General features: G+C 62.4%; 25 protein-coding genes. 8 read left to right on the forward strand and 17 right to left on the reverse strand.

Annotated features, from left to right (window positions below; genetic code table 11):
- Positions 1-8 precede the first annotated feature (8 nt).
- Positions 9-530 carry a hypothetical protein gene (locus tag HAD_RS03555; protein WP_035569465.1) on the forward strand — a complete coding sequence of 174 codons (522 nt, stop codon included), beginning with the start codon at positions 9-11 and terminating at the stop codon, positions 528-530.
- Positions 531-541: 11 nt separating this feature from the next.
- On the opposite strand, the gene HAD_RS03560 is transcribed toward HAD_RS03555, so the two are convergent.
- A complete protein-coding gene (locus tag HAD_RS03560; protein ID WP_035569466.1) occupies positions 542-1,528 on the reverse strand; it encodes a 2-hydroxyacid dehydrogenase in 987 nt (328 codons plus the stop codon).
- Positions 1,529-1,668: 140 nt separating this feature from the next.
- Here HAD_RS03560 and HAD_RS03565 point away from each other — a divergent pair, with 140 nt between their 5' ends.
- The 5 genes from HAD_RS03565 (at position 1,669) to HAD_RS03580 (ending at position 4,629) form a co-directional block, all read left to right on the forward strand.
- A complete protein-coding gene (locus HAD_RS03565; RefSeq protein WP_162177464.1) occupies positions 1,669-2,172 on the forward strand; it encodes an SH3 domain-containing protein in 504 nt (167 codons plus the stop codon).
- Positions 2,173-2,255: 83 nt separating this feature from the next.
- Positions 2,256-2,792: a bifunctional 3-hydroxydecanoyl-ACP dehydratase/trans-2-decenoyl-ACP isomerase gene (gene fabA / locus HAD_RS03570; RefSeq protein ID WP_035569467.1), complete on the forward strand. Its 537-nt coding sequence runs from the start codon at positions 2,256-2,258 to the stop codon at positions 2,790-2,792.
- Between the two features lie 73 nt (positions 2,793-2,865).
- Positions 2,866-3,681 (forward strand): enoyl-ACP reductase FabI, encoded by an 816-nt coding sequence (locus HAD_RS03575; protein WP_035569468.1) that lies wholly within the window; start codon positions 2,866-2,868, stop codon positions 3,679-3,681.
- On the forward strand, positions 3,678-3,908 hold the full coding sequence (locus HAD_RS18760; protein WP_422119983.1) for a YjhX family toxin: 231 nt from the start codon (positions 3,678-3,680) through the stop codon (positions 3,906-3,908). Before HAD_RS03575 ends, HAD_RS18760 begins: the two co-directional genes overlap by 4 nt.
- 40 nt (positions 3,909-3,948) lie before the next feature.
- A complete protein-coding gene (locus tag HAD_RS03580; protein WP_035569469.1) occupies positions 3,949-4,629 on the forward strand; it encodes a nitroreductase family protein in 681 nt (226 codons plus the stop codon).
- 3 nt (positions 4,630-4,632) lie between these two features.
- On the opposite strand, the gene HAD_RS17770 is transcribed toward HAD_RS03580, so the two are convergent.
- Together HAD_RS17770 and udk are read right to left on the reverse strand one after the other, a co-directional pair.
- Positions 4,633-5,460 (reverse strand): CAP domain-containing protein, encoded by an 828-nt coding sequence (locus tag HAD_RS17770; RefSeq protein ID WP_051595898.1) that lies wholly within the window; start codon positions 5,458-5,460, stop codon positions 4,633-4,635.
- A 63-nt stretch (positions 5,461-5,523) separates the two neighbouring features.
- On the reverse strand, positions 5,524-6,210 hold the full coding sequence (gene udk, locus HAD_RS03590; protein ID WP_035569470.1) for a uridine kinase: 687 nt from the start codon (positions 6,208-6,210) through the stop codon (positions 5,524-5,526).
- A 159-nt stretch (positions 6,211-6,369) separates the two neighbouring features.
- Here udk and HAD_RS03595 point away from each other — a divergent pair, with 159 nt between their 5' ends.
- The gene (locus tag HAD_RS03595; protein WP_035569471.1) at positions 6,370-7,782 is read left to right on the forward strand and encodes a pyridoxal phosphate-dependent decarboxylase family protein; all 1,413 of its coding nucleotides are present in this window, start codon (positions 6,370-6,372) and stop codon (positions 7,780-7,782) included.
- On the opposite strand, the gene HAD_RS03600 is transcribed toward HAD_RS03595, so the two are convergent.
- On the reverse strand, positions 7,779-8,684 hold the full coding sequence (locus HAD_RS03600) for an AraC family transcriptional regulator (RefSeq protein WP_035569472.1): 906 nt from the start codon (positions 8,682-8,684) through the stop codon (positions 7,779-7,781). The genes HAD_RS03595 and HAD_RS03600 overlap by 4 nt on opposite strands.
- Before the next feature lie 138 nt (positions 8,685-8,822).
- On the opposite strand from HAD_RS03600, the gene HAD_RS03605 reads away from it, so the two are divergent.
- A complete protein-coding gene (locus tag HAD_RS03605; RefSeq protein ID WP_035569474.1) occupies positions 8,823-9,578 on the forward strand; it encodes an SDR family oxidoreductase in 756 nt (251 codons plus the stop codon).
- A gap of 225 nt (positions 9,579-9,803) precedes the next feature.
- Here HAD_RS03605 and HAD_RS03610 read toward each other — a convergent pair whose 3' ends face one another.
- From HAD_RS03610 to rimP, 13 genes are all read right to left on the reverse strand, one after another.
- Positions 9,804-10,295 (reverse strand): SRPBCC domain-containing protein, encoded by a 492-nt coding sequence (locus HAD_RS03610; protein WP_035569475.1) that lies wholly within the window; start codon positions 10,293-10,295, stop codon positions 9,804-9,806.
- A gap of 131 nt (positions 10,296-10,426) precedes the next feature.
- On the reverse strand, positions 10,427-12,562 hold the full coding sequence (pnp, locus tag HAD_RS03615) for a polyribonucleotide nucleotidyltransferase (RefSeq protein ID WP_035569476.1): 2,136 nt from the start codon (positions 12,560-12,562) through the stop codon (positions 10,427-10,429).
- Positions 12,563-12,635: 73 nt separating this feature from the next.
- Positions 12,636-12,905, reverse strand: a complete 270-nt coding sequence (rpsO, locus tag HAD_RS03620) for a 30S ribosomal protein S15 (RefSeq protein ID WP_035569477.1) — start codon at positions 12,903-12,905, stop codon at positions 12,636-12,638.
- A gap of 219 nt (positions 12,906-13,124) precedes the next feature.
- Positions 13,125-14,498 carry a PIN-like domain-containing protein gene (locus tag HAD_RS03625; RefSeq protein ID WP_035569478.1) on the reverse strand — a complete coding sequence of 458 codons (1,374 nt, stop codon included), beginning with the start codon at positions 14,496-14,498 and terminating at the stop codon, positions 13,125-13,127.
- Between the two features lie 599 nt (positions 14,499-15,097).
- On the reverse strand, positions 15,098-16,033 hold the full coding sequence (gene truB, locus HAD_RS03630; RefSeq protein WP_035569479.1) for a tRNA pseudouridine(55) synthase TruB: 936 nt from the start codon (positions 16,031-16,033) through the stop codon (positions 15,098-15,100).
- 142 nt (positions 16,034-16,175) lie between these two features.
- The gene (locus tag HAD_RS03635; protein WP_035569481.1) at positions 16,176-16,904 is read right to left on the reverse strand and encodes a sulfite exporter TauE/SafE family protein; all 729 of its coding nucleotides are present in this window, start codon (positions 16,902-16,904) and stop codon (positions 16,176-16,178) included.
- 202 nt (positions 16,905-17,106) lie between these two features.
- Positions 17,107-18,735 (reverse strand): putative bifunctional diguanylate cyclase/phosphodiesterase, encoded by a 1,629-nt coding sequence (locus HAD_RS03640; RefSeq protein WP_051595899.1) that lies wholly within the window; start codon positions 18,733-18,735, stop codon positions 17,107-17,109.
- Positions 18,736-18,873: 138 nt separating this feature from the next.
- On the reverse strand, positions 18,874-19,278 hold the full coding sequence (rbfA, locus tag HAD_RS03645; RefSeq protein WP_035569483.1) for a 30S ribosome-binding factor RbfA: 405 nt from the start codon (positions 19,276-19,278) through the stop codon (positions 18,874-18,876).
- Complete coding sequence (locus HAD_RS03650) at positions 19,278-19,805, reverse strand: YcxB family protein (protein ID WP_035569484.1); 528 nt, start codon at positions 19,803-19,805, stop codon at positions 19,278-19,280. Before HAD_RS03650 ends, rbfA begins: the two co-directional genes overlap by 1 nt.
- An 11-nt stretch (positions 19,806-19,816) precedes the next feature.
- Positions 19,817-22,387, reverse strand: coding sequence for a translation initiation factor IF-2 (gene infB / locus HAD_RS03655; RefSeq protein ID WP_035569485.1), 2,571 nt, complete (start codon positions 22,385-22,387; stop codon positions 19,817-19,819).
- A 60-nt stretch (positions 22,388-22,447) separates the two neighbouring features.
- Positions 22,448-23,125 carry an RNA-binding protein gene (locus HAD_RS03660; RefSeq protein WP_035569486.1) on the reverse strand — a complete coding sequence of 226 codons (678 nt, stop codon included), beginning with the start codon at positions 23,123-23,125 and terminating at the stop codon, positions 22,448-22,450.
- Positions 23,100-24,881 carry a transcription termination factor NusA gene (nusA, locus tag HAD_RS03665; protein ID WP_035569487.1) on the reverse strand — a complete coding sequence of 594 codons (1,782 nt, stop codon included), beginning with the start codon at positions 24,879-24,881 and terminating at the stop codon, positions 23,100-23,102. The genes HAD_RS03660 and nusA overlap by 26 nt, the downstream gene beginning before the upstream one ends.
- Entirely contained in the window at positions 24,878-25,477 is a 600-nt protein-coding gene (gene rimP / locus HAD_RS03670) for a ribosome maturation factor RimP (RefSeq protein WP_035569489.1), read from the reverse strand. Before rimP ends, nusA begins: the two co-directional genes overlap by 4 nt.
- Between the last annotated feature and the right edge of the window lie 179 nt (positions 25,478-25,656).

The following is a 25,656-nucleotide window of genomic DNA, read 5'->3' on the forward strand; positions in this document are numbered from 1 at the left end:
GAAGCGCGATGACGGAGCCACACGCGCTAAGGAACCAGCTTGCCGCTTTTGACCGGAAGTCTCCCTCCGTCCTCACTGAGGCGGCGGCAACATATGGATCCGGCGAGACCTATTTCGGTATGCTGGCAGATCTGTCTGCGGATGAAGACGATGCGGTTTCGTCCGGCGCGACCTGGCTGATCAAGCATCACGCCGAAAACGGTGAGGCGCTTGCCCCGGATCAGTGCGTGACGCTGGCAAACCACCTCGACCGGATCACGGCCTGGGATGCGCAGCTGCACATCTGCCAGAGTGCACGCCTCCTGCCCTATCCGGACAAAGTGACAGATCGCCTCCTCACCTTTGCCCGCCCGTTGCTGGCGCACAGGCGCCCTTTCCTGCGGGCCTGGTCACTGGATCTTCTCTGCCACCTCGCTGAGCGCGATCCGGGCATCACCGCCGAAGCCGAAAAGGTCCTCGCACTTGCAGAAGAAGATCCGGCCGCCTCCGTCCGCGCACGCGCACGCAACCTCAGGAAAGCACGGCGCTAGCTGGCACCAGTTCAGAGGATCGCGGGGATAACCCGGTCTGGCGGGCGGTGGCCGTCGGCGAAGGTCTTGATGTTGATGATGACCTTCTCACCCATCTCGGTGCGGCCCTCGATCGTGGCCGAACCCATGTGCGGCAGCAGCAGCACGTTCGGCAGGCCGATCAGCTCTTCATTCACGGCCGGTTCGCGTTCGAACACGTCGAGCCCCGCTCCGGCCAGCTTGCCGGCCTTGATGGCGCGGGCGAGCGCGGCCTCGTCGATCACTTCGCCGCGGGCGGTGTTCACGATGAAGGCTTCCGGCTTCATCAGCTCGATCCGGCGGGCATTCATCAGGTGGAACGTCGCCGGTGTATGCGGGCAGTTGATGGAGACGATATCCATCCGGGCCAGCATCTGGTCGAGGCTGTCCCAATAGGTCGCTTCCAGCTGTTCCTCGACCCGGGCCCCGACCGGCTTGCGGTTGTGATAATGGATTTGCAGGCCGAAGGATTTTGCCCGGCGCGCGACGGCCTGGCCGATCCGGCCCATGCCGATGATGCCGAGGCGCTTGCCGGCAAGGCGGCGGCCCAGCATCCAGGTCGGCGTCCAGCCATCGAAACCGCCGGCATCCATGATCTGCGCGCCTTCATTCAGGCGGCGCGGCACGGCAAGGATCAGCGACATGGCGACATCGGCCGTGTCATCGGTCAGCACGCCCGGCGTGTTGGTCACGGTGATGCCGCGCTGGATGGCGCTCTGCACGTCGATATTGTCCACACCAGCGCCAAACTGGGCGATGAGGCGCAGCTGCTCGCCTGCGCGCGCAAGCAGGCGGCCGTCGATATGGTCGGTCACGGTGGGCACCAGCACATCGGCGGTCTGCATCGCCTCGGCCAGTTCTTCCTGTGTGAACGGGTGATCGTCCTCATTGAGGCGGGCGTCGAACAACTCCTTCATCCGCAATTCCACCGCGGCCGGCAGTTTGCGAGTGACGACGATCTTCAGCTTCCTGGTCGGCATGAGCACCCTTTGTATCTTTTATATTCGACTCTGCGGAGGCCTTAGCAAAGCCCTGACGGAACGCCAATGCCGAAGATTTTACGGCTAATTCACCAGAGCGTGGAATCTTGTCGCAGAATTCGCTTTGGAAGCAGATGCACATGAAGTGGGCACCCTTTCTTATCTCGGCCGTGTTCTTCCTTGGAGGGGCCGCCATGGCACAGGCACCGGAACTGGTGCGGGTGTCGCGATTCTCGGGAAAACCCGTCCCCCGTTTCGAAACGCTGAAATTTGCCATGGTCAACGGACGGGCGGGCCCGTCCAAACAGCATCCGGTGCTGTGGGAATACCAGCGCAAGGGCCTGCCCCTGCTGGTGATCAAGGAAAGCCAGAACTGGCGGCGCGTGCGCGACCCCTCCGGCACCGAAGTCTGGGTCCATGCCCGCATGCTGGAAGACGGCCACAAGGCCTATGTGCAAACCCCCACCGTGCTGCGCCAGGACCCGATGCCGGGGGCAGAGGCTGTGGCCGATCTCGGACGGGGCGTTCTGGTCGATCTCGGCGCCTGCACACGGGGCTGGTGCCGCGTGCGGGCCCAGGATTTCCGGGGCTATGCGCCCGAACCGTCGCTGTGGGGCGCCGACCCCGGTGAAACGGGCCTCTGAGGCCAAAACAGCGCCATATGAGTTGACAATCCGGGCGGTCCAGTGCCTTCAAGTCCGGTTACAGACGCTGAGGAAAACTACGCATGTCCGGACCGCACGACTTTCACACGCCCCAATCTTCCTACTCCAAGGAAGACCTGCTCGAATCCGGCAAGGGTGGCTATTTCGGTCCCGGCAACGCCCAGCTTCCGGCCCCGCCGATGCTGATGATGGACCGGATCACCGAGATCACCATGGATGGCGGCCAGTTCGGCAAGGGCCATGTGGTCGCCGAACTCGATATCACGCCGGACCTCTGGTTCTTCGAATGCCACTTCCCGGGCGACCCCGTCATGCCGGGCTGCCTGGGCCTTGATGCGATGTGGCAGATCGTCGGCTACTGGCTTGGCTGGTCGGGCAGCCCCGGCAAGGGCCGCGCCCTCGGCGTTGGCGATGTGCGCTTCACCGGCGAAATCACGCCCGACAAGAAGCTGGTACGCTACGAAATCGACATGAAGCGCGTGCGCCGCGGCAAGCTGGTCCTCGGCATCGCCGATGGCCGCGTCTATGTCGATGACGAGCATGTCTACACCGCCACCGACATGCGCGTCGGCCTGAAGAATATGGACCAGCCGGCCTGATCCGGCGCGCTTGACGGGGGCCAACCGCCCCCCTAGCCGTTCTCTTCAAGGATAAGCAGGAAGGATTCGCGCCATGGCTGATGACTGGACCCCGCCCGAAGGCACCCTGATGAAGGGCAAGCGCGGCATCGTGATGGGTGTTGCCAACCAGAACTCCATCGCCTGGGGCATCGCCCAGCAGCTGGCCGCCCAGGGCGCCGAGATCGCCTTCACCTATCAGGGCGAAAACCTTGAGCGCCGCGTGCGCCCGCTGGTCGAGTCCATCGGCATGGACTTCATGATCCCCGCCGATGTGACCGATGACGCTTCGATGGACGCCGCCTTCGCCTCCGTGAAGGAAAAATGGGGCAAGATCGACTTCCTCGTCCACTCCATCGCTTTTGCCGGCAAGGACGAACTGGTCGGCTCCATGGTTGAGAACACCACCCGCGAAGGTTTCCGCCGCGCGATGGACATCTCGGTCTATTCCTTCATCGACAGCGCCCGCCGCGCGGCAGAAATCATGCCTGATGGCGGCGCAATGATCTGCATGACCTATCTGGGCGCGGAGCGGACCGTGCCGTCCTACAACGTCATGGGCGTTGCCAAGGCCGCGCTGGAGGCCTCCACCCGCTATGCCGCGCGTGACCTCGGCACGCAGGGCATCCGCGTCAACGCGATCAGCGCCGGCGCGATGCGCACGCTGTCGCTGGCCGGCATCCGCGGCGGCAAGAGCCTGATGGGCACGGGCCGCGACTGGTCCCTCCTCAAGGAAGACACCCGCATGTCCGGCGTCGCCGGCTGCGCGCTCTACCTCCTGTCAGAGCTCGGCCACTCCATCGCGGGCGAAGTCATCCACGTCGACGCCGGCTTCCACGCCGTCGGCGTTCCGGAGCTACCGGAAGAATAATCCACCTGCTCGCACAGGGCGGGCATATCGAAATCATCCGCAACGAACACAACAAGCCGGAAGACCTGCTTTGCTTCACCCGCGATGGCTGGCGCTATCCGGGCTTCAGCCTGCGCCTCTTCCGAAAGCTGAAGCGCAAACGCGCCATCGCCTCGCAGGGCGGCCAGCCCTACCGCATCACGCGGAGGGGGCTGGAACTCGTCCGTGCCGAGTTCGATAACCGGTAAGTGATGTTGCCGGAAAAGGGGCACATGGTATCGGTGAGGCATGAAAACCTCGCCCGACACCCATGTGCCCCTGACCGGCTATGCCGACCTGCCGGAAGACGACATGCTGGCCCGCGCCCTCGCCTTCCATGACCGGATGGCGGCTCGCCGCTCTGTCCGTCAGTTCTCTGACAAGCCTGTGCCGCAAGACATCATCGAGGCCTGCGTGCGCACGGCGGGCTCTGCGCCTTCCGGCGCGAACCACCAGCCCTGGTATTTCGCCTGCGTCGGCAGTGCGGAGAAGAAGCGCGAAATTCGCGAAGCGGCCGAGGCCGAGGAACGTGAATTCTATTCCGGCCGCGCGGGCGAGGAATGGCTGGACGCCCTCGCCCCGATCGGGACGGATGCCGACAAGCCCTATATGGAAACTGCGCCCTGGCTGATCTGCATCTTTGCCCAGCGCCGCGGCGGCGTGCGCGAAGGCGAAGACCGCAAGAATTACTACATCCATGAAAGCGTCGGAATCGCCACGGGCCTGCTGATTGCCGCCTGCCATGAGGCAGGCCTCGCCACGCTGGTGCACACACCGAACCCAATGAAATTCCTGAACCGCATCTGCAACCGTCCGGAGACGGAGAAGCCCTTCCTGATCCTCGTCGCGGGCCACCCGGCAGACGGCGCGATGGTGCCGAAGCACGCATTGATCAAGAAACCGCTGGACGAGATCGCCGGCTTTCTCTGACGCTTAGCGCCCCACCGTCACGGCGGGGCCTGGCAGGCGGATCGTGTAGTAGAGACCCGGCTGTTCCCCGCGCATCCGGCCATTCGCGGTCAGTTCGATATCCCCATGCAGGCCTGCCGGGATCGCCCGCCCCAGCGCGACATAGCGATTACCCGCCTGCTTCGCGCCGAAATTCTGGAAGTGCCAGCCGCGCAGGGCGGGCGTCATGTCCAGCCGCTGGCCCGGCCGCATGCGCACCGGCAGCGGCGCCGGGAGCGCGCCGGTCAGGTCCACAAAGACCTGCGTCACCCAGACACCGGATTTCGTCCGCACCACGCCCATCGCAACGTCGGTAATATCGGGATTGAGGATGTTCGCCCGGTGGCCGGGGCTGTCCATCAGATTGCCATGCAGCCGGGCAACGGCATCCCGCTGGTTCCACCGCCCCCGGACGGCTTCCACCATGGCGACGTTCTCGGCGCTGTATTTGACCAGGGCGCGGCGGTCGAAGGCGGCGACGCGCGCATCATGGTGGCGCCCGTCCGGGCTCTGGTGCCCGAAGAAACCATTGTACGCCATGTCGAGGCTCTGGAAGCGGGCCGCGTCCAGCAGTTCCGGGCGATAGCGCAGCGGTTTCAGCCCACGCGAGGTACGCTCGTCATTCACACGCGCCAGGAAATCGGCCTCCATCCGCGCATCGGCAAGATAGCCCGCCGGCCACTGCCGCAGGCAGGGCTGTACGGTTTCAACATAGTCCGCCACCGTCTGGCCGCGATGGCGCACATCCATATCGCACGCCGCCGCCGGCAAGGCCGCAATCAGGAATCCCATCGCAAGAAACAGCGCACGCATCGTCATGGTCTGCGCATTGTATCGCGCCGAACATGAACAGAACAGTTACAAGCCCCCGCGGGGTCAGGTCACCCCGGCGGTCTGGAGGCGCGCCAGCACAGGCGCCAGCATCCGTTCCAGCGCTTCGCCCGTGGGCCGCACATTGCCATAGGCCGGCAGGCCTTCATCGGCGATCACGAGATCGGCCTCGAATTTCGCCGGATGCGTCCAGCGGTAATGCGCCGCCCGGACGGTGCCGAGATATTGCTGCAGCACGCTTTCCACATCGCGCCCGCGTTCGACCACGTCCCGGCGGATCCGCCGCGCCAGGCGCAGATCGTCCGGCGTGTCGACATAGACCGACAGGTCGATCAGCGGCCGGATCTTGGGCATGGACAGCGCGTGAATGCCTTCCAGGATCAGCACCGGCGCAGGCTCGATCCGCCGCGTCTTTATGCTGCGGTCGTGGCGGTCATAATCATAGATGGGCTGGTCGATCCCCTGCCCGGATTTCAGCGCGCGCAGATCCTTCACCAGATGGTCCACCTCCTTGGAGGCCGGGGCGTCATAATTGATGGTCGCGATCAGGGCGAGGCGTTCTTCTTCGTTCGCCGGGTCACCGTAGAAGCTCATCGGGTGATAATAGGCATCCTCCCCGAACATCACGGCCTTGCCGTCCGGCAGATGGTCCAGCAGCGCCTCGGCCAGGGTGGACTTGCCGGAGCCGGACCCGCCGGACATCGCGATGAGGAAGGATTTGCGCTTGGTCATGCATTGGCTTTAGCGGCAAACCCCCTGCCCGTTCAACGGGGAAACCCCCGCCTGCCTGCCCGGGCCACATGTTTGCCCGGACAGCCTGTACAGTGCGGCGCAAATTCCGGGTGGCGGGACGATGGCATGGGCGTATGACGTAGCCTCAAGGAGGCCGACATGTCTGACCCATTCGAGCGCGCCCGGCACCATGCCCGGAAATGGCTGGAAAATCTGGACACCGGCCCCGCCGGGGCACAGGCGGGCGCCGCAGAGCTGCGCGCCGCGTTTGAGGCGCCCCTGCCGGAAACGGGCCGCGACGCCGGTGAGATCATTGACGCCCTGGCCGCGAAGGCCACGCCGGGCCTGAACGCCAATGCGGGCGGGCGCTTCTTCGCCTGGGTCATGGCCGGGTCCCTGCCCTCTGCCACAGCCGCCGACTGGCTTGTCTCGGCATGGGACCAGAATGTTGGCCTGTTCTCCGTCGCCCCGGCCGCTGCGATGATCGAGGAGATCACGGGCGAATGGCTGAAGGATCTGTTCGACCTGCCGCGAGACGCCTCCTTCGCCTTCACGACGGGGTGCCAGATGGCGCACGTCACGGCGCTTGCGGCGGCGCGGCACCGCGTCCTCGCCCATGCTGGCTGGAATGTGGAGGAAGAGGGCCTCTTCGGTGCACCCGCGATCCGCGTTCTGACAAGCCGCAACCGGCACGGCTCCATTGATTCCGCCATCCGCTATCTCGGCATTGGCCAGTCCAACATCGTGGACGTGGACACCGGCCCGATGGGCGACATGCAGCTGGACGACCTGGAGCAAAAGCTCTCCCATTATGACGGGCCGATCATTCTCTGCCTGAACGCGGCGGACCTGAATGTCGGCACGTTCGACGATTTCGCCGCGCTGATCCCGGTGGCGAGGGCGGCAGGCGCCTGGGTGCATGTCGATGGCGCGTTCGGCCTGTTCGCGCGGGTCAGCGAGCGGCTGCGGTCTCTGACCGAAGGGATCGAGCTTGCCGACAGCTGGGCGACCGACGGCCATAAATGGCTGAACGTGCCCTATGATTGCGGCATTGCCTTTGTGCGGGATGCCGAAGCCCACCGCGCCGCCATGGCGCTGGGCGCGGCCTACCTCTCTCCCAGCAGGGAGGCGCGGGACCCGAATGACTGGAACCTCGAACTCTCCCGCCGGGCCCGGGCGATCCCCGTCTATGCGGCCCTGCAGGAACTGGGGCGGCAAGGCGTGGCGGATCTGATCGACCGCTGTTGCGAGCATTGCCACGCGCTGGTCTCAGGCATCGGCGCCCTTTCCGTCCCCGGGGCCAGCGCAAAGGCGCTGAACGACCCCGTGCTCAATCAGGGCCTCGTCCGGTTTGAGCGGGCGGGTGCCAGCAAGGAAGAGAATGACGCGTTCACCGATGATATCATCGCCCGCGTTAACGCCAGTGGCGAAGCCTTCTTCTCCGGCACCACCTGGAACGGCCGCCGCGCCATGCGCGTCAGCGTCGTCAGCTGGCGAACGAATGACGCGGATGTCGCGCACTCAATCGCGGCGGTGCAGACCTGCCTCACCGGGGCCCTTGCCGGCACCTAGGCACTCTGTTGCACACGGGCACGCGCGGCGGCGATTTCCCGGCCCGGCGGCTGGCCGAACAGGCGGCCATATTCCCGTGTGAACTGCGGCACGCTTTCATAGCCGACCGCATAGGCCGCTTCGCTGGCTGTCAGCCCCTCGGCCAGCATCGCCCGGCGCGCTTCGATCAGGCGCAGCTGTTTCTGGAACTGCAGCGGCGAAAGCGAAGTGATCGCCCGGAAATGCTGGTGGAAGGACGACAGGCTCATCCCCGCCTCCGCCGCGAGGCGCTCGACCGGCAGCGCCTGCGCATAGTCCGACCGGAGCAAGGCCACGGCGCGGGCGATGCGCTGCGCCTGTCCGTCCGGCCAGCCGAACCGCCGGATCGCCGCACCGTGACGGCCTTCCAGCAGCCAATAGTGCATTTCCCGGACAAGCTGTGCCTGCAGCACGGGAACAGAAGCCGGACGATCGAGCAATCGCATCAGACGCAGCGCCGTGTCCGCCACTTCCCGCTCGGTCGGCTCCACCCGGACCGGCCCGCCATGCGGTGGCGGCAGCCCTGTCATTTCGGCACCGAGGTCCGCAATCACCGCAGGATCGAGATCGAGCACCAGTGAGTAATAAGGCGCCTCCGGGCTGGCCTGCCGGATCTGGCTGATCGTCGGCACGTCCGCCATGATCAGCAGCGACTCGCCCGCACCGAAATCATAGACGTTCCGGCCCATTGTCACCTGTTTACCGCCCTGAAGCACGAGGCAGACAACGGGGCGGGAAATCGCATAGTCCAGTTCGCTGGGTGCCCCGGCACGGATGCAGGTGAGCCCCGGAATGGGGGTCGGCGCGCCGGCCCCTGCCCCGGAAGAGACGCCGGCATGCGCATCCGCAAACGCCTGTACGCGCGAGAGAAGCGTATCTGTCATGAGGGCCTGTCTACCGCGTCTGCGGGCACTGCGCCAGCCGCCCCGGAGAATCAGGCAAGTATTGCGAAGGTTTCGGCAACGCCTTTCCCCGCCCCGGCCGGTATGCATCCGGCATCGCAGAGACAAAAGGAGACCTGCATGACAAAGATCGCACTCGTCACCGGCGGCAGCCGCGGCCTCGGCCGCAACACTGCCCTCAGCATCGCCCGCCGTGGAAGCGACGTCATTCTCACCTACCGCTCCCGCGCGGAAGAGGCGGAGGCCGTCGTCGGCGAGATCGAAGCCATGGGCCGCAAGGCCGTGGCCTTCCAGCTCGACACGGCAGACGCCGCAAGCTTCGCGGATTTCGCAGAGCGCCTCTCAGTCGCGCTTCGCCGGGTCTGGGACCGCGAAACCTTCGATCATCTCGTCAACAATGCCGGCCATGGCGACATGGCCCTGATCGCCGACACGACCGAAGCGCAGTTCGACGCCCTGGTGGATGTCCACTTCAAGGGCGTCTTCTTCCTGACACAGGCCCTGCTGCCGCTGATCGCCGATGGCGGGCGCATCGTGAACCTGTCATCGGGGCTCACCCGCGTCGCCGCACCCGGCTTCGCCGCCTATTCCGCAGTGAAAGGCGCCGTCGAAGTGCTGAGCGTCTATCTCGCCAAGGAAGTCGGCAGCCGCGGCATCGCTGTGAACACGGTCGCACCGGGCGCCATCGAGACCGACTTTCTGGGCGGGGCCGTGCGCGACACGCCGGACCTCAACCGCACTTTCGCGGAGATGACCGCACTCGGCCGCGTCGGCGTGCCGGACGATATCGGCCCGATGATCGCCAGCCTTCTGGCCCCGGACAATCGCTGGATCAATGCCCAGCGGATCGAAGTTTCCGGCGGTCAGGGCATCTGACCGCCCGGCCAGACATCCCCAGACAGCGACACCCCAGACAAAAAAGGCCGCCCGGTGAGGGGCGGCCTTTTCAATTCGGTGCCTGGGGCGAAGACTATTCTTCTCCCCCACCACCTGGAACGGCCAGCGCGCCATGCGCGTCAGCGTCGTCAGCTGGCGGACGGATGAGGAGGATGTGGCCCGCACGATTGCGGCGGTGGCGAAGGCGCTGTCAGACGCGAACGCTTAGCAGGGCTGGGCGCCGGCCTCGGAATAGATGATGCTGGCACTGGGCATGCGCTCCACCAGTGTGGCCAGCCTGTCCAGCGTCAACTCGAACTGGCGGGTCAGCCAGTCGGTGTCCAGGCCCGGCGGCGTGTCATCGGCCACGATCCTCAGGCATGTCCCCTCCGCGACGTCCTCAAGGCTCCATGTGACGCGCATCGTGCCGGTGAAGCCCTGCAAGGCGGAGTCGAGTTCCAGGATCTGCACAATCTGCTGGTCGCTGATGATGTCGATAAAGCGCCCATTGATGGCCTCGACGGGGCAGTCTCCATCGCGGCCGAAAGAGACGCGGAACGTGCCGCCCGGCCGCAGATCGAATTTGTCGATGCGCATATCCTCCCCATCCGGCAACAGCCAGAGGGCAAGCTGGTCCAGGTCCGTCATCGCGCCGTAAAGCGTGTCTTCCGGCGCAAAGACAATACGGGAGGCTTCATGAGTTTTGCAGGCAGGCATGTGTTCGGCTCGTCAATTCTTGTTGCTTGAGCGAATTGACGCGCGAAATGCGGCCGGGTTCCGGAAAACATCTGGGCAATAAAAAGGCCGCCCGTTTCGGGGCGGCCTTCTGAATACGGTTGGGGAGAGGTTTATTCCTCTTCGCCGTCCTTGTCTTCGGAGATTTCCTTGCCGGTCTCCTGGTCGACGACTTTCATCGACAGGCGGACTTTGCCGCGATCGTCGAAGCCGAGCAGCTTGACCCAGACCTTGTCGCCTTCCTTGACCACGTCTTTCGGATGGCCAACGCGCTCGTTCGCCATCTGCGACACGTGGACGAGGCCATCCTTCGGACCGAAGAAGTTCACGAAGGCGCCGAAGTCTTTCAGGCCAACGACCGTGCCCTGATAGATCTCGCCGACTTCCGGCTCTGCAACGATCTCCTTGATCATCTGCAGGGCCTTGTCGATGGACGGACGGTCAAGCGCGGAGACCTGCACGGTGCCATCATCGTCGATGTTCACCTTGGCGCCGGACTCGTCCACGATGCCGCGGATCACCTTGCCGCCCGAGCCGATCACGTCGCGGATCTTGTCGGTCGGCACTTTGATGATTTCCATCTGCGGGGCATTCTCGGACAGTGCGCCACGGCTTTCGCCGAGGGCTTCGGCCATCTTGCCAAGGATGTGCATCCGGCCGCCATTCGCCTGGGCGAGGGCTTTCTCCATGATGTCCTTGGTGATGCCGGCGACCTTGATGTCCATCTGCAGCGAAGTCACGCCGACTTCGGTACCAGCGACCTTGAAGTCCATGTCGCCGAGGTGGTCTTCGTCACCCAGGATGTCGGACAGGACGGCGAACTCTTCGCCTTCCAGGATCAGGCCCATGGCGATACCGGAGACCGGACGGGTCACCGGCACGCCGGCGTCCATCATGGCCAGCGAGCAGCCGCAGACCGTCGCCATCGAGGACGAGCCGTTGGACTCGGTGATCTCGGAGACAAGACGGATCGTGTACGGGAATTCCGCGTGATCCGGCAGAACGGCTTTCAGCGCGCGCCAGGCGAGCTTGCCGTGGCCGATTTCGCGGCGGCCTGCCCCACCCATCCGGCCGGTTTCACCGACGGAGTATGGCGGGAAGTTGTAGTGCAGGAGGAAGTTTTCCTTCCGCGTGCCGTCGAGGCTGTCGATGTACTGTTCGTCATCGGATGTTCCCAGCGTGGCCACACAGATCGCCTGCGTTTCACCGCGGGTGAAGAGCGAGGAACCGTGCGTACGCGGCAGGAAGCCGGCTTCGGCCAAGATCGGGCGAACCTGATCCAGCTTGCGGCCGTCGATGCGTTCGCCGGTCTTCAGGATGTCCCCGCGGACCACAGCGGCTTCGGTTGCCTTGAAGGCGGCCTTGAACGTGTCACCGGACATTTCGCCCGGCTCTTCTTCGGTGCCCACCAGCGCGGCTTTCGCCTTGTCGCGGGCTTCGCCAACGGCGACCTGGCGCGACAGCTTGTCGGTGATCTTGTAGGCGGCAGACAGGTCTGCGCCGACAATCTTCTGGATCGCAGCGACGGCGGCGGAATTGTCCACCGGCTCGAAGTCGAACGGGGCCTTGGCGGCTTTCTCGGCGAGGTCGATGATCGCGTCGATCACCGGCTGCATGGCGTCATGGCCGGCGACAACGGCGCCCAGCATGACTTCCTCGGAAAGTTCCTTGGCCTGAGATTCCACCATCATCACGGCGTCGGCGGTGCCGGCGACGACGAGGTCCAGCTCGGACTCTTCAAGGTCCATCTGGCTCGGGTTGATGAGGTATTCGCCATCCTTGTAGCCGACGCGCGCTGCGCCGATCGGGCCCATGAACGGGGCGCCGGAAAGGACGAGCGCCGCAGAGGCGCCGATCATGCCGAGCACGTCCGGATCGTTTTCGAGATCGTAGGACACAGCCGTCAGCACGACCTGGACTTCATGCTTGAAGCCGGACACGAACAGCGGGCGGATCGGGCGGTCGATGAGGCGCGAGGTCAGCGTCTCTTTCTCGGTCGGGCGGCCTTCACGCTTGAAGTAGCCACCCGGGATGCGGCCCGATGCGTAGTATTTTTCCTGATAGTTGACAGTCAGCGGGAAGAAGTCCTGTCCGGGCTTGGCTTCCTTCGCAAAAACGGCCGTCGCGAGGAGGACCGTGTCGCCGTAAGTCACCATAACGGCGCCATCGGCCTGGCGGGCCACCTGGCCCGTTTCAATCGTCAGCGTGCGGCCGGCCCATTCCAGCGACACGGATTGCTTGTTAAACATTTCGTCTTGTCTTTCTTCACATACGAAAAGCCCGCCGCGGCCCTATTGCCCGGCGGGCTTGTTTTGGGTCGCCCTAGCGGCGAATGCCCAGTTCGGCGATGAGTTTGGTATACCGCGCCTCATCCTTGCCCTTGACGTAATCAAGCAGCTTTCTGCGCGTTGCCACCATGGCCAGCAGGCCGCGGCGGGAGTGGTTGTCTTTTTTGTTCGTTTTGAAGTGGTCGGTCAGATTGTTGATCCGTTCGGTCAGGATCGCGACCTGCACTTCCGGAGAGCCCGTATCGCCGGGTTTGGTGGCGAATTTCGTGATGAGCTCTGCTTTTTTCTCAGCGGTGATCGACATCGTATATCTTTCGTACTGTCGCCTTGCGGCGGGGTTTACATAAACGCCTGATTTGGCGGGGTTTTTCGGTGTTTTCCGGGGTCATTGGCCACAGCCGGGATGTCGTCCAGCAGGGTCAAGGTCCAGAGGCCCACCTCAAGCGGCGGCTTATGGCTCATTTTGGGGGGGAATGGAAGGGGGCGAGGTGAGTTGAGAAATCGCTGATCAAATGCCTAAATATCAAAAGACGTGGACAACGCCAAATAGCTGACCGTTCAGCAAGCTACTCACAAAAACGTTCAGCTTTGGGTCGTGATAAGCTTCCGCCATCTGGCTCAGTAGACGGGTCAACGGTTCCTGCGTTCCCTCACATAGAAAATATAGCTCTACGCTTTCAAAATTATTCTCTGTGGCCATACCACGTGTAATGTTCAATGCTTTTTCTATTTTAGAAAAACTTGTTTGGTCGGAAATGGTTTTCACCTCTACAGCAATAGAGGTGGCTTCTTTTAAATTGCGAACGATGAAGTCATAAGATCGCCCCTGAGAAAATTCGATGTGAGCGCCGGGATACTTTTCGAGCAGATATTCATATACGGCATTTTCAACTTCCAACTCGAACACGCGACGCTTGAATAATAAAGCCGTCTTGAGGTTGCTCGCATTCTCCGACCGGCGTTCATTTCTACGAGCAACATCTTTAACAGTCTCAATTGCGTCAGAGCTGATTTCTGCGCCTTCGTTCTCTTTCGCATATCGCAGAAAAGAGTCCGAAGCGTATGCAATGACATTCTTCGACCCAGTAATCTGACAGAATTCTTCTACCAGTTCTCTTCGAATACCGATTGTCTTGTTTCCAGAGGAACGTACCCTCCACCACCAATCATCTTTCGCATCGTCAGTCACGATCACAAGCGACGCTGATTTAACATCAGAAAAGTAAGAAAGAATCTGATGCCAGTTCAAATAATCCCCAAAAGCGCTCTGGTAATGCAAACCATTGAAGTGGAAATGACCTTCTGAATCCTCTGCTTTTTCTGCGTCCTTAAAACCAGGAGGCATCAGATCATCGTATCGCTTTTGACCCTCAACATATATTGAATCAAGCTCTTCTTGATCCTTAGGCGGACTACCCACACGGCCTGAAAATATTGCATCGATTCTGCTGCGAATTGGATCAAAGTCGTTCACGTCGATTTGTTTGTCGGCAGACTGAGAAATTATTTTAAGTGCTTTCTCCTTTGCCCCATCAAACACATCAATGATTGCTTGGGGGTCGATGAAAGAATGTCGTTTATCTAATTCGAGCTTCGAAAACTCTCGCGACAACTGGGTGACAGAGCCATCTACTAGCTTACGAACGTCACCTATCCGCTCACGCTGTGCTGCAATAACTTTCAGTCTGTTCCTCTGATATTCAAGTGCGATGTTATGGGGAACCCAAACTCGGTCTTTGAATTTCTCGATTGTATCTAGAAGCTCTGTCGCAACCTTTTCGGGATATCTATAAACATTCAAGAGAACGTTCGCATCAAACACGAAAGTGGCATCGGCCCAGACCTTTTTCGCACCAGCTTCATCAAACTTGTAAAATGATGGGAATTGATCCCGCATCTTCTGCCACCTCCGATAGCGTCAAACACAAAAGCACCAGATTTCCTATAAATTGCAAGCGTGGAGAATGGACAACCAATCCCACACGCTTGGCAACCTCGCTCCCCCACTGCAACAGCAAAGTAGCGCCTCTCCCACCCTCCCAATCCACCCCATATCCCCACCCGGGCATTCTGTGCGCCTTCTCAGGGCGGGGGCCGGGCCGGTACCGTTCGGTTTGCTTTGGGGAGGATTGGAGAGATTGGTTTGCACCCGGGGTAACGGCCGGGGGCAAGTCTAGAGAATCCGGTCGGGTGGGGGTGAAGGGAAAGACGACCTACCAAGGCCAGGACTGCTATGGCGGATCCGGTTTCATCCTTTCGGGGGTGTTGCTGGGCCGGCCGGGCATGGCAGGTGCATCCTGTCATGAAACGGCGGACGCGCCCGCGGATATCGAAATCTCCAGTCGGCGCGGCGGGCGGTAACGCTCCATTCCGTAGCCTATCTTTTGACTTCTGGCGGAGCGCCACGGCGCCCGCTGCGCCATGGCCCCGTTAGGGCCGGAATGTTCCGTCACCGGATGGCTGAGGCCATGCCGGTTCAAAGTGCTGGGCGGGATGTCAGGCGACGAACACGCGGGCCGGTTCGAACCGTCCGGCGCGGATCTCGCCCATGGCCACGGCGTGGCCGTCGCAGATGACGAGGGCGGCGCGGTCATCGTCCACGCGCTCGGCCCGCCACTGTTCCACAAGGTGGGGCATCAGCTGGATCTCGCGGCCCTGGCGCACATTGGCCGCCTCGCCGCGGGTGATGGTGAGTTGGGGGATATCGTCCAGCACGGCCTGGACCGGCTGCAGCAGGGCGAGCAGCTCGGCCTTGTCTTCGGTCTCCTCGATTCTGGAGACCGGCACGGCCTGCGCGGCGCCGAAATTGCCGACGCGCGTGCGGCGCAGCTGGCTGATATGGCCTTCGCAGCCAAGATCGAAGGCCAGGTCCCGCGCCATGGCCCGGACGTAGAAGCCCTTGCCGGAGGTGACATGGATCACCGTATGGTCCGCATCCGGCATGCCGATCACGGCGGCGTCGAACACGTCCACTTCGCGGGCCTTGAGCTCGAAATCCTCGCCCTCACGGGCCAGGTCATAGGCGCGCTGGCCGTCCACCTTGATGGCGGAATATTTCGGCGGCACCTGTTCGATCGTGCCGACATAGGATTTGAGGAGCTCCTCGACCGCTTCTCGCGTCGGCCGCGCATCGGAGGTGGCGGTCGCCTCCCCTTCTGCGTCCTGGCTGGCGGTGGAAATGCCCCAGCGGATGGTGAAGACATATTCCTTCTCGGCGTCCATGGCCCATTGCACGGTCTTGGTCGCCTCGCCGAAGGCAATCGGCAGGATACCGTCTGCCAGCGGATCAAGCGTGCCGCCATGGCCCACCTTCGCGGCATTGTAGCGGCGCTTCAGGATCGCCACGGCCTGGGTGGAGGTCATGTCCACGGGTTTAAACAGGTTCAGCCACCCGGTCACCGGGTCGCCCTTGCGCTTGCGTTGTCTCGCCAAGATCAACTCCCTTGCACCGGCCGGCGGATCGGACGCCGCGATGCGGTCTGGCAGAATGGAAAGCGTGGGCCTTAAGCGGGCAGGCAGGCGCCGTCAACCGGGCGGAATGCGCCGAATTGCCGGGGCGGCGTTGGGGGCGGCCTCAGGAGGCGGGCTTCATCGCGTCGGCGATCTTGTCGAACAGGGCATCCTGATGGTCGTCATCATGCCGGCGGGCAAGCTTTGGCAGCGGCGGGTCATCGGCGGCCTCTTCCAGGTCCGGCAGCGGTTTCGGCTCCGGCTCGGCCGGGCGGTCCGGCGTGGCGGTGGCCCGCCCACGGGGCGGGTCAGGTTCGGGCTGGTTCGGGGATTTCAGGTTCACGACGTCGAGGTTCAGGTCAAATTCGCCGACCAGCGTGCGGTCTTCGGTGTCCATCTTGTGGCGCACCACGTCGCGGATCTTGCACAACACCTCGCGATTGTCGTCCACCAGCGGGATCTGGCGGGCATCGGATGTGCCGATGACGAGGCGGAAATATTTCTGCTTCACGCGCAGCTTCGCCGCGATCATGCCCGCGCGCAGGCCGCAGATCATGGCGCCCAGCAGCATCACGATGCCGATGCCCAGCATCACCAGGCTGGCCGGGCGGCCTGGCAGGACGGCCCACCAGCCGATCCCCATGAGCGCGAAGAACATCATCGACACGAAAGCCGTCGCATAGCCCTTCTGCGTCACCCGGTTCTTCGGCGTGTCCCACGGGAAGAAATCATTCGCTTCCACCGTCATGGTGGCGATGCGCTGGATGGCAATCGTGTCATCGCCCATCTGCAGGGAAGCAGCGGAAATCTCACCCTGGCGGGCGCCTTCCATGTCCAGCGTCTGACGATCCATCACTTGCCCCTGTTGCGGGACCCTTTTCGAGGCCCTGTTCCGGGCCGTCGTCCGGCCCCTTTTCGGCATGTCATGAAATGCTGGCAATGTGGCCAGAGTAAGTCAACTTACATCGGGTCCAGAAACCAGCCGGCGCGGCACATGCCGCTTCTGTCGGGCGTATGCGCTTCAGAAAGCACGGTCCACGGTCCTGACGTCGACATCAGGCCTGCTTGCGATGTGGATCCGTCGGCTCATCCGATACAGGATATTCGTTATCAGGCCCGTCTTCGTTGGCCGCCGGTGACGCACGTCCGGCACCGACCGCTTCAGGCCGGCCGAACAGGAATCCCTGGCCGATATCGCAGCCGAACTCTGAAACGGCCGTCGCATTGTCGACCGAGTTGACGCCCTCTGCCGTCACGATCAGGCCGAGACTGTGGGCCATGGACGTGACGGTGCGCACGATGGTCTGCGATGTGGTGTCCACGGACAGGTTTTCGATGAACGACCGGTCAATCTTCAAAACTTCGAAAGGCAGTTCGCTGAGGTGACGCAGGGAGGAATAGCCCGTACCGAAATCATCCAGTGAAATGTGGATGCCCTGGTTCTTGAGAGACCAGAGAACATCCCGGGCAATCTGGAAATCACCGACCAGAGCATTCTCCGTCACCTCGATATCAAGGCGTCCCGGCTGGATGCCTTCTTCGACCAGGATCTGAAGAATACGCTCCACAAGCCAGGGGTCGTTGAACTGAACCGGCGAGAGATTGACTGAAAACGTCAACTCGCTGGGCCAGGTCCGGGCGGCCTTCGCGGCTTTTCTCAGAACGACATAGAAGATGTCCGAGATAAGCCCGGCTTCTTCGGCGATCGAGATGAATTCATCCGGCTCGCGGCACGTTCCGTCTCCCATGCACCAGCGTGCCAGCGCCTCATAGCCAATGATTGTCTTGTCCTCGAGCCGCACGAGCGGCTGGAAGTGAGCCTGGATCCTGTCTTCGGCCAGGGCCTGGCGCAGTTCTTCTTCCACTTTCGCACGGCGCAGCGCGGCGACTTCCATACCGGCTTCAAAGAAGCTGAATCCGTTGCGGCCATTGTTCTTGCACCGGTACATGGCGGCATCCGCCTGGGACATGAGTTCATCCATACTGGCATTGGGATCGGACGTCGTCGTTGCGCCGACACTCGCCCCGACCGAAACCGACACATCGGTCAGGTCGAACCGGCGATCGAACGCCACCGAGATGGCTTCGACCCGCGCCAGCAATTCATCTTCCGAGAAGGCGCCCGGCAACAGGACACAGAATTCATCCCCGCCAAAACGATAGACAGACGCCCGGGGCCCTGCCGCATTGATCAGGCGGGCGCCCGCCGCGAGCAGCAATTCATCGCCGATCGCATGGCCATGCAGGTCATTCACCGGTTTGAAGCGATTAAGGTCGATCGAGATGAGCGTGACCGGCTCCTCTTCTGCCCGTTCGAGGGCTCGCGAAATTTCGACCTGCGCCTTGCGGCGATTGCCCAGCCCGGTCAGCGTGTCATGCAAGGCCATCTGGCTGGCTTCCGTCTCCGCCACCTGCCTGCGCCTGAGTTCCGCGCGGGCCTCGTCCAGGCGGCGTTTGGCATAGATCACCAGCCCGATTGGCAACAGCATCATCGTGGTCATGATCTCATCGAGTTCCCAGCTCTCATGCTGATGAGACAGGTCAACGACGTATTCGAACGCTTCCAGATGGATCGCGAACAGAAGAATTGTACCGAAGAAGACGATGATCCAGCCGGCATCAAGAAATGGGCTGGATCGCCAGAACGGCATATCTGCGCGTTCGTCTTGGGAATAATCGTGCATATGGCTCCGCCAGAGTGGCGACCTGATAAAAGTTACGATGTACCCAAGACAATTGGTTTCTAGCCACTCATCATTTCGAATGGCTTAAGTGGTCCGGTCAAATGTGACGGACCCTCTGAAGTTCAGGATAAGCTTGGCTTATTCGCCTTCCACGTCCCGGCGGACCTTCGGGTCCATCAGGAGACGGTCGATCGCCGTCGCGTCATCATAGGAATTATCGGCAATGAAGTGCAGTTCCGGCGTATAACGCAGCTCGATTTCGCGTCCGAGACGGCCACGGAGGAATCCTGCCGCCCGGTTGAGCGCGGTGGCCAGCCGGGTGCGGCCTTCGTCCGAGTCGTCCCCCAGAGGAGAAATAAAGACATTCGCATGTTTCAGGTCCGGAGAGCAGCGGACCTCTCCGACTGTAATCATGACCTGTTCAAGGTCCGGGTCGCGGAATGCCTCGCGTGAGAGAATGTCCGTCAGGGCATGACGCACGAGTTCGCCGGCGCGCAGCTGGCGCTGCGACGGCATACCGGGCGGGGCTGACTTGCGTGCCATCAGGACTGAACCTTCTCTCTGAGCCGGGCCAGGAAAGCCTGGCGCGCAGCCTTGTTTTTGCCAAACCAGGCATTCGGGACGATCAGCGGCGCGGCGCCGTCGAGCCTGACCGTAACATGCCCACCCGATGCCGCCACATCCACGACACTGCTCCAGGTGGCACGTGTTTCGATGCCGCCCCGCCGGATGACCAAACCGTCCTCTTCCAGCGCGATACAGGTCTCAAGCTTGGTTTCCGTGCCGCGGCCATGCGCATGCCGATAAGACCAGCGGATAAAGATCAGGTACCAGGCGATCCCGGCAAAGGCCGCGACGAACGCCGCGATCAGCCACTGCCAATACGGGCTCGCGCCGACCATGATCATGGCATTGCGCATCAGAACCGACATGCTGGCGGAGATGATCGGCGCCGTCACGCCGGCATAATACACGGCCGTCGGCCCGACTGTGCCGCCACGCGCCAGACGTGTCAGCTTCCTGACATCCTTTTCGGTCAAAAGACCCGTGACGGTGAGCGGCTCAGTCATGGAAGACCAGACTAGTCGAGCGTTCTTGCGATTTCCTCAACCTGGAAGCATTCGATCTTGTCGCCGACACGGATGTCGTCATAGCGCTCGAACGCCATGCCGCATTCCATACCGGAAGACACTTCGTTCACTTCGTCCTTGAAGCGTTTCAGTGTCTTCAGCTTGCCTTCGTGGATCACGACATCGTCGCGCAGCAGGCGCACACCACAGCCGCGGAGAACCTTGCCTTCGCTGATCTTACAGCCGGCAACCTTGCCCACTTTGGTGATGTTGAAGACTTCGAGGATCTCGGCATAGCCGATGAAGGTCTCGCGCTTCTCCGGTGCCAGCATGCCCGACAGGGTCGCTTTCACGTCGTCGATCAGGTCATAGATCACCGAATAGTAGCGGATTTCCACGCCTTCCTTTTCGGCGAGGTCGCGGGCCTGCTTGTTGGCGCGGACGTTGAAGGCGAAGATCGGCGCTTCCGACGATTTCGCCAGCAGCACATCGCTTTCCGAGATACCGCCGACGGCCCCGTGAATGACATGGGCGCGGACTTCCTCGGTCGAGAGTTTGTCCAGAGACTGCGAAATCGCTTCGACAGAGCCCTGAACATCGCCCTTCACCACCACAGGAAGTTCCGATGTTTCCACCGCGCCTTCCTTCAGGCGGTTCATCAGCTGGTCCAGAGATGCACGTGCGGCCGCACCGGCCTTGCCGGACACCTGGCGCTTCGTCCGGATACGGTAATCCGTAATCTCGCGCGCTCTGGCTTCGGTGTCGACCACCACGAAGGACTCACCCGGATCGGGCGCACCATCAAGACCGAGCACCTCAACCGGCTGGGACGGGCCTGCGTCTTTCAATTGCTGGCCGCGCTCGTCGACCAGGGCACGTACCTTGCCCCACTGCGTTCCGGCCACAACAATATCGCCACGCTGCAGCGTGCCGCGCTTCACCAGAACCGTCGCCACCGGGCCACGGCCCTTGTCGAGCTGGCTTTCCACCACGATGCCATCAGCATCCCGGTCCGGATTGGCCTTCAGTTCCAGCAGTTCAGCCTGCAGCGAGATGGCATCTGTCAGCTCATCGAGGCCGGCGCCGGTCTTGGCCGACACGGCAACCGCCTGCGTTTCACCGCCCATGCTTTCGACCTGGACGTCGTGCTGCAGAAGGTCCGTCAGCACCTTGTCGGGATCGGCCGTTTCCAGATCGCTCTTGTTGACAGCGATGATGATCGGAACACCGGCCGCCTTGGCGTGATTGATGGATTCGATCGTCTGCGGCATGACGGAGTCGTCCGCAGCCACCACGATGATCGCGATATCGGTCGCCGTAGCCCCGCGGGCCCGCATGGCCGTGAAGGCTGCGTGACCCGGCGTGTCGAGGAAGGTGATCCGGTCGCCCGACTTCAGTTTCACCTGATAGGCACCGATGTGCTGGGTAATGCCGCCGGCTTCGCCGCCGACCACATCGGTCTTGCGCAGGGCGTCAAGCAGCGAGGTCTTGCCGTGATCGACATGGCCCATGATGGTCACGATCGGCGGGCGCGGCTTCAGATCCTTCGGATCGTCCTCTGCCCCTTCCAGACCGATTTCGACATCGGATTCCGCAACGCGCCGCACCGTGTGGCCGAATTCCTCGGCGATCAGTTCGGCCGTGTCGGCATCGATGATGTCGTTGCCGCGGAGCATCTCGCCCTGCTGGATCATGAATTTGACGACGTCGGCGACGCGTTCGTTCATCCGGCCGGCCAGGTCCTGCAACGTAATCGTTTCAGGCAGCGTGACCTCGACGGACACTTTTTCGCGCTGATCGCCACCACCACCGCGGCGTTCGCGTTCACGCTCGCGGGCCCGGCGAACCGAGGCGAGCGACCGCTGGCGGTCGGCATCATCGCCAAGTGCAGACGTAATGGTCAGCTTGCCACGGCGGCGGGAATCGCCACCGCGTCCACGCGAGGACGTGTCGCTGCGCGTCCGGTCGCTGCTGCGGTCATCCCGGCCGCCCTTGCCGCGCTTGCCACGGCCGCTGCTTTCTTCTGCAGCCGGGGCGGGTGCGCCGGGCGCAGCCTGGAAATCCGATTTCGCACGGGACGATTTGGAGGCGTGCTCGGCACGCTCCTTCTCAGCCGCTTCCGCAGCCTTGCGGGCTTCTTCCTCAGCCTTGCGGCGGGCTTCGGCCTCTTCGCGTTCTTTTTGTTCCTGAAGCTTGCGCTCTTGTTCGGACCGGAGGCGCTCCTGAGCTGCCTTGTCTTTCTCGATCTCTTTTGCGCGCGCGTTCTGCTTGTTCTTCTGTTCGGCCAGAGCTTTCTGCTGCGCAATCAGCTCCGCGACGGTGATGCCGCGCTGGGCCGCAATCGCTTTCAGCTTCTGCTCGAGCGAGGGCTCTCCCTTGCCGGAACCGGATGCCGCAGCACCGCCTCCTTCAGAGCCGCCCGAACCGCCCGGACCCACGGTCCGTCGCTTCTTCGTCTCCACGACGACCTGTTTGGACCGGCCATGGCTGAAGCTCTGCTTCACCGTACCCGATGTCTTGCGGGAAACAGTGAGCGGCTTGCGCCCGCCCGTATTGCCACCAGTGTCTTTCGTATCGCTCATTCGTCCTACATATCACAATTCTGGCCAGCGCACCCACATGGCGCGAAGGCGGTTTGTCCGCTACCGATCCTGATCCGTAAACCAGTCCAGCTCCGGCCTCTCCCGAAACCCGGCAAGGCGCGCATACGCGGCCTTCAGAGCTTTGGCGAAAGGCCCCTTGCGGACGAGACCGTGTATCACACGCTCACGTCCGAATGCCATGCCCAATTCAGCCGATGTCAGGGCACCCGCAACTTCCACCCCGCTATATAGTCCTTTCGCGAGGAAATACAGCTTAGAACGGCCATCTTCTGCACCGTCGGATGCCTCCAGCATGAGTCCGGGGGCCCGCTTGTTGAGGGCGTCACGCACCTGATCGAAGCCGATCACCACGTCCCCGCCCTTCTTCGCCATGCCCAGCAGGCCAATGAAGCGCTGCACCAGCAGGCTTTCCACCGTATCCGGAAGGCCATCGGGAACTTGGACGGAAGTCTTGAATGCGCGGGCAAACGCATTCTTCTTGAGTGCCTCTGCCAGAACGGCGAGGTCTGCCTTGATCCAGACCCCGCGTCCGGGAAGCTTTTCCGCCACATCCGGCGTCACGACGCCGTCGGGCGAAAGTGCGAAGCGCACAAGCGCCTCCTTGCCGAGACGCTCACGCGTCACGGCACACTGCCGGACGGAAGCATCGCTTCCGTCCGCAGGGATTCCTTCAGTGCCGGTTACTGCGACATCACTCTTTGGGTGCGGCTTCGTCATCGCCGCCCTCCGCTGCCAGAGCTTCAAGGTCAATGTCGCCGAGATCACCCAGCTCACCGAGGTCGCCAAGGTCGATTTCCTCGGCCTCACTGCTATCGAGCGTGTTCAGCGCCAGCAGCGCCCGCTCTTCCTCGGTCAGCTCCTGAGGCGCTTCGGCTTCTTTCTGGGCGGCGATCATCTGATCGATGGCATCCGCCTCGATCCATCCAGCCGCAACGCGGGCCTTCATGATGAACATCTGCGCGTCGTCCTTGCGCATTTCGCCCTTTTTGAGAACGCCCTCGACCCAAACCGGTTTGCCGTCCGGGCCCGGCTCGCGCCAGCCGGTGATGTCGTCCGGCACCAGGCCAGCGACGTCATCCAGCGTCTTCACGCCTTCCTCACCCAGGCGAACCGCGAAGGACGGGTTCATGCCCTCAAGTTCCATTACCGCATCTTCAACGCCCAGCTCCTTGCGCTTGGCATCGTTTTCAGCGGCCAGGCGCTCAAGATATTCGCGGGCACGTTCCTGCAGCTCGGCCGCGACGTCTTCGTCGAAGCCCTCGATCGAGATGAAGTCTTCCGGCGCGACGTAAGCGATCTCTTCGACCGTTTCGAAGCCTTCGGAAGCCAGCAGCTGAGCCAGCGTCTCGTCGGCGTCGAGCGCCTTCATGAACAGCTCGGTCCGCTCCTGGAATTCGCGCTGGTAACGCTCGGAGTCGGAGGTTTCCGTGATCAGGTCGATCTGCCAGCCGGTCAGCTGAGATGCGAGACGCACGTTCTGGCCGCGGCGGCCAATGGCCAGCGGGAACTGGTCGTCGGCAACCACGACTTCCACACGCCGTTCTTCTTCGTCGAGCACCACTTTCGACACTTCGGCCGGCTGCAGCGCGTTCACGATGAAGGTCGCGTCGTCATAGCTCCACGGGATGATGTCGATCTTCTCGCCCGACAGCTCGCCGACAACGGCCTGCACGCGCGCACCGCGCATACCGACACAGGCGCCGACGGGATCGATGGAAGAGTCGTTGGAAATCACGCCGATCTTGGCACGCGATCCCGGATCGCGGGCACAGGCCTTGATCTCGATCACACCTTCGTAAACTTCCGGCACTTCCTGGGCGAACAGCTTGACCATGAAGTCAGGCGCGGCGCGCGACAGGAAGATCTGCGGACCCTTGGTCTCGCGGGAGACCTTGTAGAGATATGCACGCACACGATCATTCGGCTGGAAGTTCTCGCGCGGGATACCGTCATTGCGGCGGATAATGCCTTCGGCGCGGCCGAGGTCCACGATCACATGGCCATACTCGACGCGCTTGACGACGCCGGAGATCACTTCGCCGACGCGGTCCTTGTACTCATTGTACTGACGCTCGCGCTCGGCATCGCGCACCTTCTGCATGATGACCTGCTTGGCGGTCTGAGCAGCAACGCGGCCAAAATCGAAGGGCGGCAGCTCTTCGGTCAGCTCACCGCCAATTTCGAGCGACGGGTCGATTTTCTTGGCTTCCGCAAGACGCAGCTGTTTGGCGTCGTCTTCGAATTCCTCTTCCGGGACAACCGTGAGAACACGCAGCAACGTCTGCTCGCCGGTGACCGGGTCGATGGTGGCGCGGATATCATGCTCCTGGCCGTATTTCGCCTTGGCAGCCTTCTCGATAGCTTCCTGCATGGCCTCGATGACGATCGACTGGTCGATCGACTTCTCCTCGGCCACGGCCTTGGCGATCTGCAGAATTTCGAGCCTGTTGGCTGAAACGCCGATAGCGCTCATTGGACGTCTCCCGTCTCTTCATTGGATTCTGTGTTGTCTTCCGTCTCGTCGATCTCAAGATCGCCGAGGTCGTCTTCATCCGGCTGCGGCGGCAGGTTTCCGGCTGCACGCGCCGCCTCAATCAGTTCGTCGGTCAGCATGAGGCTCGCCCGGCTCATCTCGTGAACGTGGGCCACCAGCTCGACATCATCGTCCAGCTCGATATGCGCGCCGTCCGCGTCTTCGCCCATGATCACACCGGTAAAGCGGCGGCGGCCGTCAATCGGGCGGGCCAGTTCCACTTTGACCAGATGGCCGACCCAGCGTCCGAAATCCCCTTCCCGCGTCAGGGGCCGGTCGATGCCGGGGGTCGAGACCTCCAGCGTGTAGGCTTCCTTGATCGGGTCACTTGCTTCCAGCACCGGGCCAATGGCACGCGACAGGCGCGCGCAATCTTCGACATCGGTCGGCGCCCCGCCTTCTTTCTCGGCCATGATCTGAAGGTGGGGCCGGCGCCCGCCCTGGATACGCAGGCGCACGATCTCCATGCCCAGAGACTCGGCCACGGGCGTGGCGAGGCTGAGAATTCTGCGTTCCTGTTCAGTCAGCGCGATCATGCAGGCAGACGGGACCTTCCGGTAAAGAAAAGCGGCGGCCCCGTTTCCGGAACCGCCGCCGATATGTTTCGACTTGGATAGATATATAGTCCTCCCGGCGGGCTCTGTCGAGAGGGACGCTCAGCAGGGCCTTTCCAGACAAAAATGGCCCCAACAAAAAACGGCAGCTCCGAAGAGCT

It is taken from the genome of Hyphomonas adhaerens MHS-3 (assembly GCF_000685235.1).
GTDB lineage: Bacteria > Pseudomonadota > Alphaproteobacteria > Caulobacterales > Hyphomonadaceae > Hyphomonas > Hyphomonas adhaerens.

Excerpts from the sequence above, each read along its gene's own strand:
- HAD_RS03555 (WP_035569465.1), top strand. The coding sequence starts at position 9 with ATGACGGAGCCACACGCGCTAAGGAACCAGCTTGCCGCTTTTGACCGG.
- HAD_RS03560 (WP_035569466.1), bottom strand. The coding sequence starts at position 1,528 with ATGCCGACCAGGAAGCTGAAGATCGTCGTCACTCGCAAACTGCCGGCC.
- HAD_RS03565 (WP_162177464.1), top strand. The coding sequence starts at position 1,669 with ATGAAGTGGGCACCCTTTCTTATCTCGGCCGTGTTCTTCCTTGGAGGG.
- fabA (WP_035569467.1), top strand. The coding sequence starts at position 2,256 with ATGTCCGGACCGCACGACTTTCACACGCCCCAATCTTCCTACTCCAAG.
- HAD_RS03575 (WP_035569468.1), top strand. The coding sequence starts at position 2,866 with ATGGCTGATGACTGGACCCCGCCCGAAGGCACCCTGATGAAGGGCAAG.
- HAD_RS03580 (WP_035569469.1), top strand. The coding sequence starts at position 3,949 with ATGAAAACCTCGCCCGACACCCATGTGCCCCTGACCGGCTATGCCGAC.
- HAD_RS17770 (WP_051595898.1), bottom strand. The coding sequence starts at position 5,460 with ATGCGTGCGCTGTTTCTTGCGATGGGATTCCTGATTGCGGCCTTGCCG.
- udk (WP_035569470.1), bottom strand. The coding sequence starts at position 6,210 with ATGACCAAGCGCAAATCCTTCCTCATCGCGATGTCCGGCGGGTCCGGC.
- HAD_RS03595 (WP_035569471.1), top strand. The coding sequence starts at position 6,370 with ATGTCTGACCCATTCGAGCGCGCCCGGCACCATGCCCGGAAATGGCTG.
- HAD_RS03600 (WP_035569472.1), bottom strand. The coding sequence starts at position 8,684 with ATGACAGATACGCTTCTCTCGCGCGTACAGGCGTTTGCGGATGCGCAT.
- HAD_RS03605 (WP_035569474.1), top strand. The coding sequence starts at position 8,823 with ATGACAAAGATCGCACTCGTCACCGGCGGCAGCCGCGGCCTCGGCCGC.
- HAD_RS03610 (WP_035569475.1), bottom strand. The coding sequence starts at position 10,295 with ATGCCTGCCTGCAAAACTCATGAAGCCTCCCGTATTGTCTTTGCGCCG.
- pnp (WP_035569476.1), bottom strand. The coding sequence starts at position 12,562 with ATGTTTAACAAGCAATCCGTGTCGCTGGAATGGGCCGGCCGCACGCTG.
- rpsO (WP_035569477.1), bottom strand. The coding sequence starts at position 12,905 with ATGTCGATCACCGCTGAGAAAAAAGCAGAGCTCATCACGAAATTCGCC.
- HAD_RS03625 (WP_035569478.1), bottom strand. The coding sequence starts at position 14,498 with ATGCGGGATCAATTCCCATCATTTTACAAGTTTGATGAAGCTGGTGCG.
- HAD_RS03635 (WP_035569481.1), bottom strand. The coding sequence starts at position 16,904 with ATGGATCGTCAGACGCTGGACATGGAAGGCGCCCGCCAGGGTGAGATT.
- HAD_RS03640 (WP_051595899.1), bottom strand. The coding sequence starts at position 18,735 with ATGCACGATTATTCCCAAGACGAACGCGCAGATATGCCGTTCTGGCGA.
- rbfA (WP_035569483.1), bottom strand. The coding sequence starts at position 19,278 with ATGGCACGCAAGTCAGCCCCGCCCGGTATGCCGTCGCAGCGCCAGCTG.
- HAD_RS03650 (WP_035569484.1), bottom strand. The coding sequence starts at position 19,805 with ATGACTGAGCCGCTCACCGTCACGGGTCTTTTGACCGAAAAGGATGTC.
- infB (WP_035569485.1), bottom strand. The coding sequence starts at position 22,387 with ATGAGCGATACGAAAGACACTGGTGGCAATACGGGCGGGCGCAAGCCG.
- HAD_RS03660 (WP_035569486.1), bottom strand. The coding sequence starts at position 23,125 with ATGACGAAGCCGCACCCAAAGAGTGATGTCGCAGTAACCGGCACTGAA.
- nusA (WP_035569487.1), bottom strand. The coding sequence starts at position 24,881 with ATGAGCGCTATCGGCGTTTCAGCCAACAGGCTCGAAATTCTGCAGATC.
- rimP (WP_035569489.1), bottom strand. The coding sequence starts at position 25,477 with ATGATCGCGCTGACTGAACAGGAACGCAGAATTCTCAGCCTCGCCACG.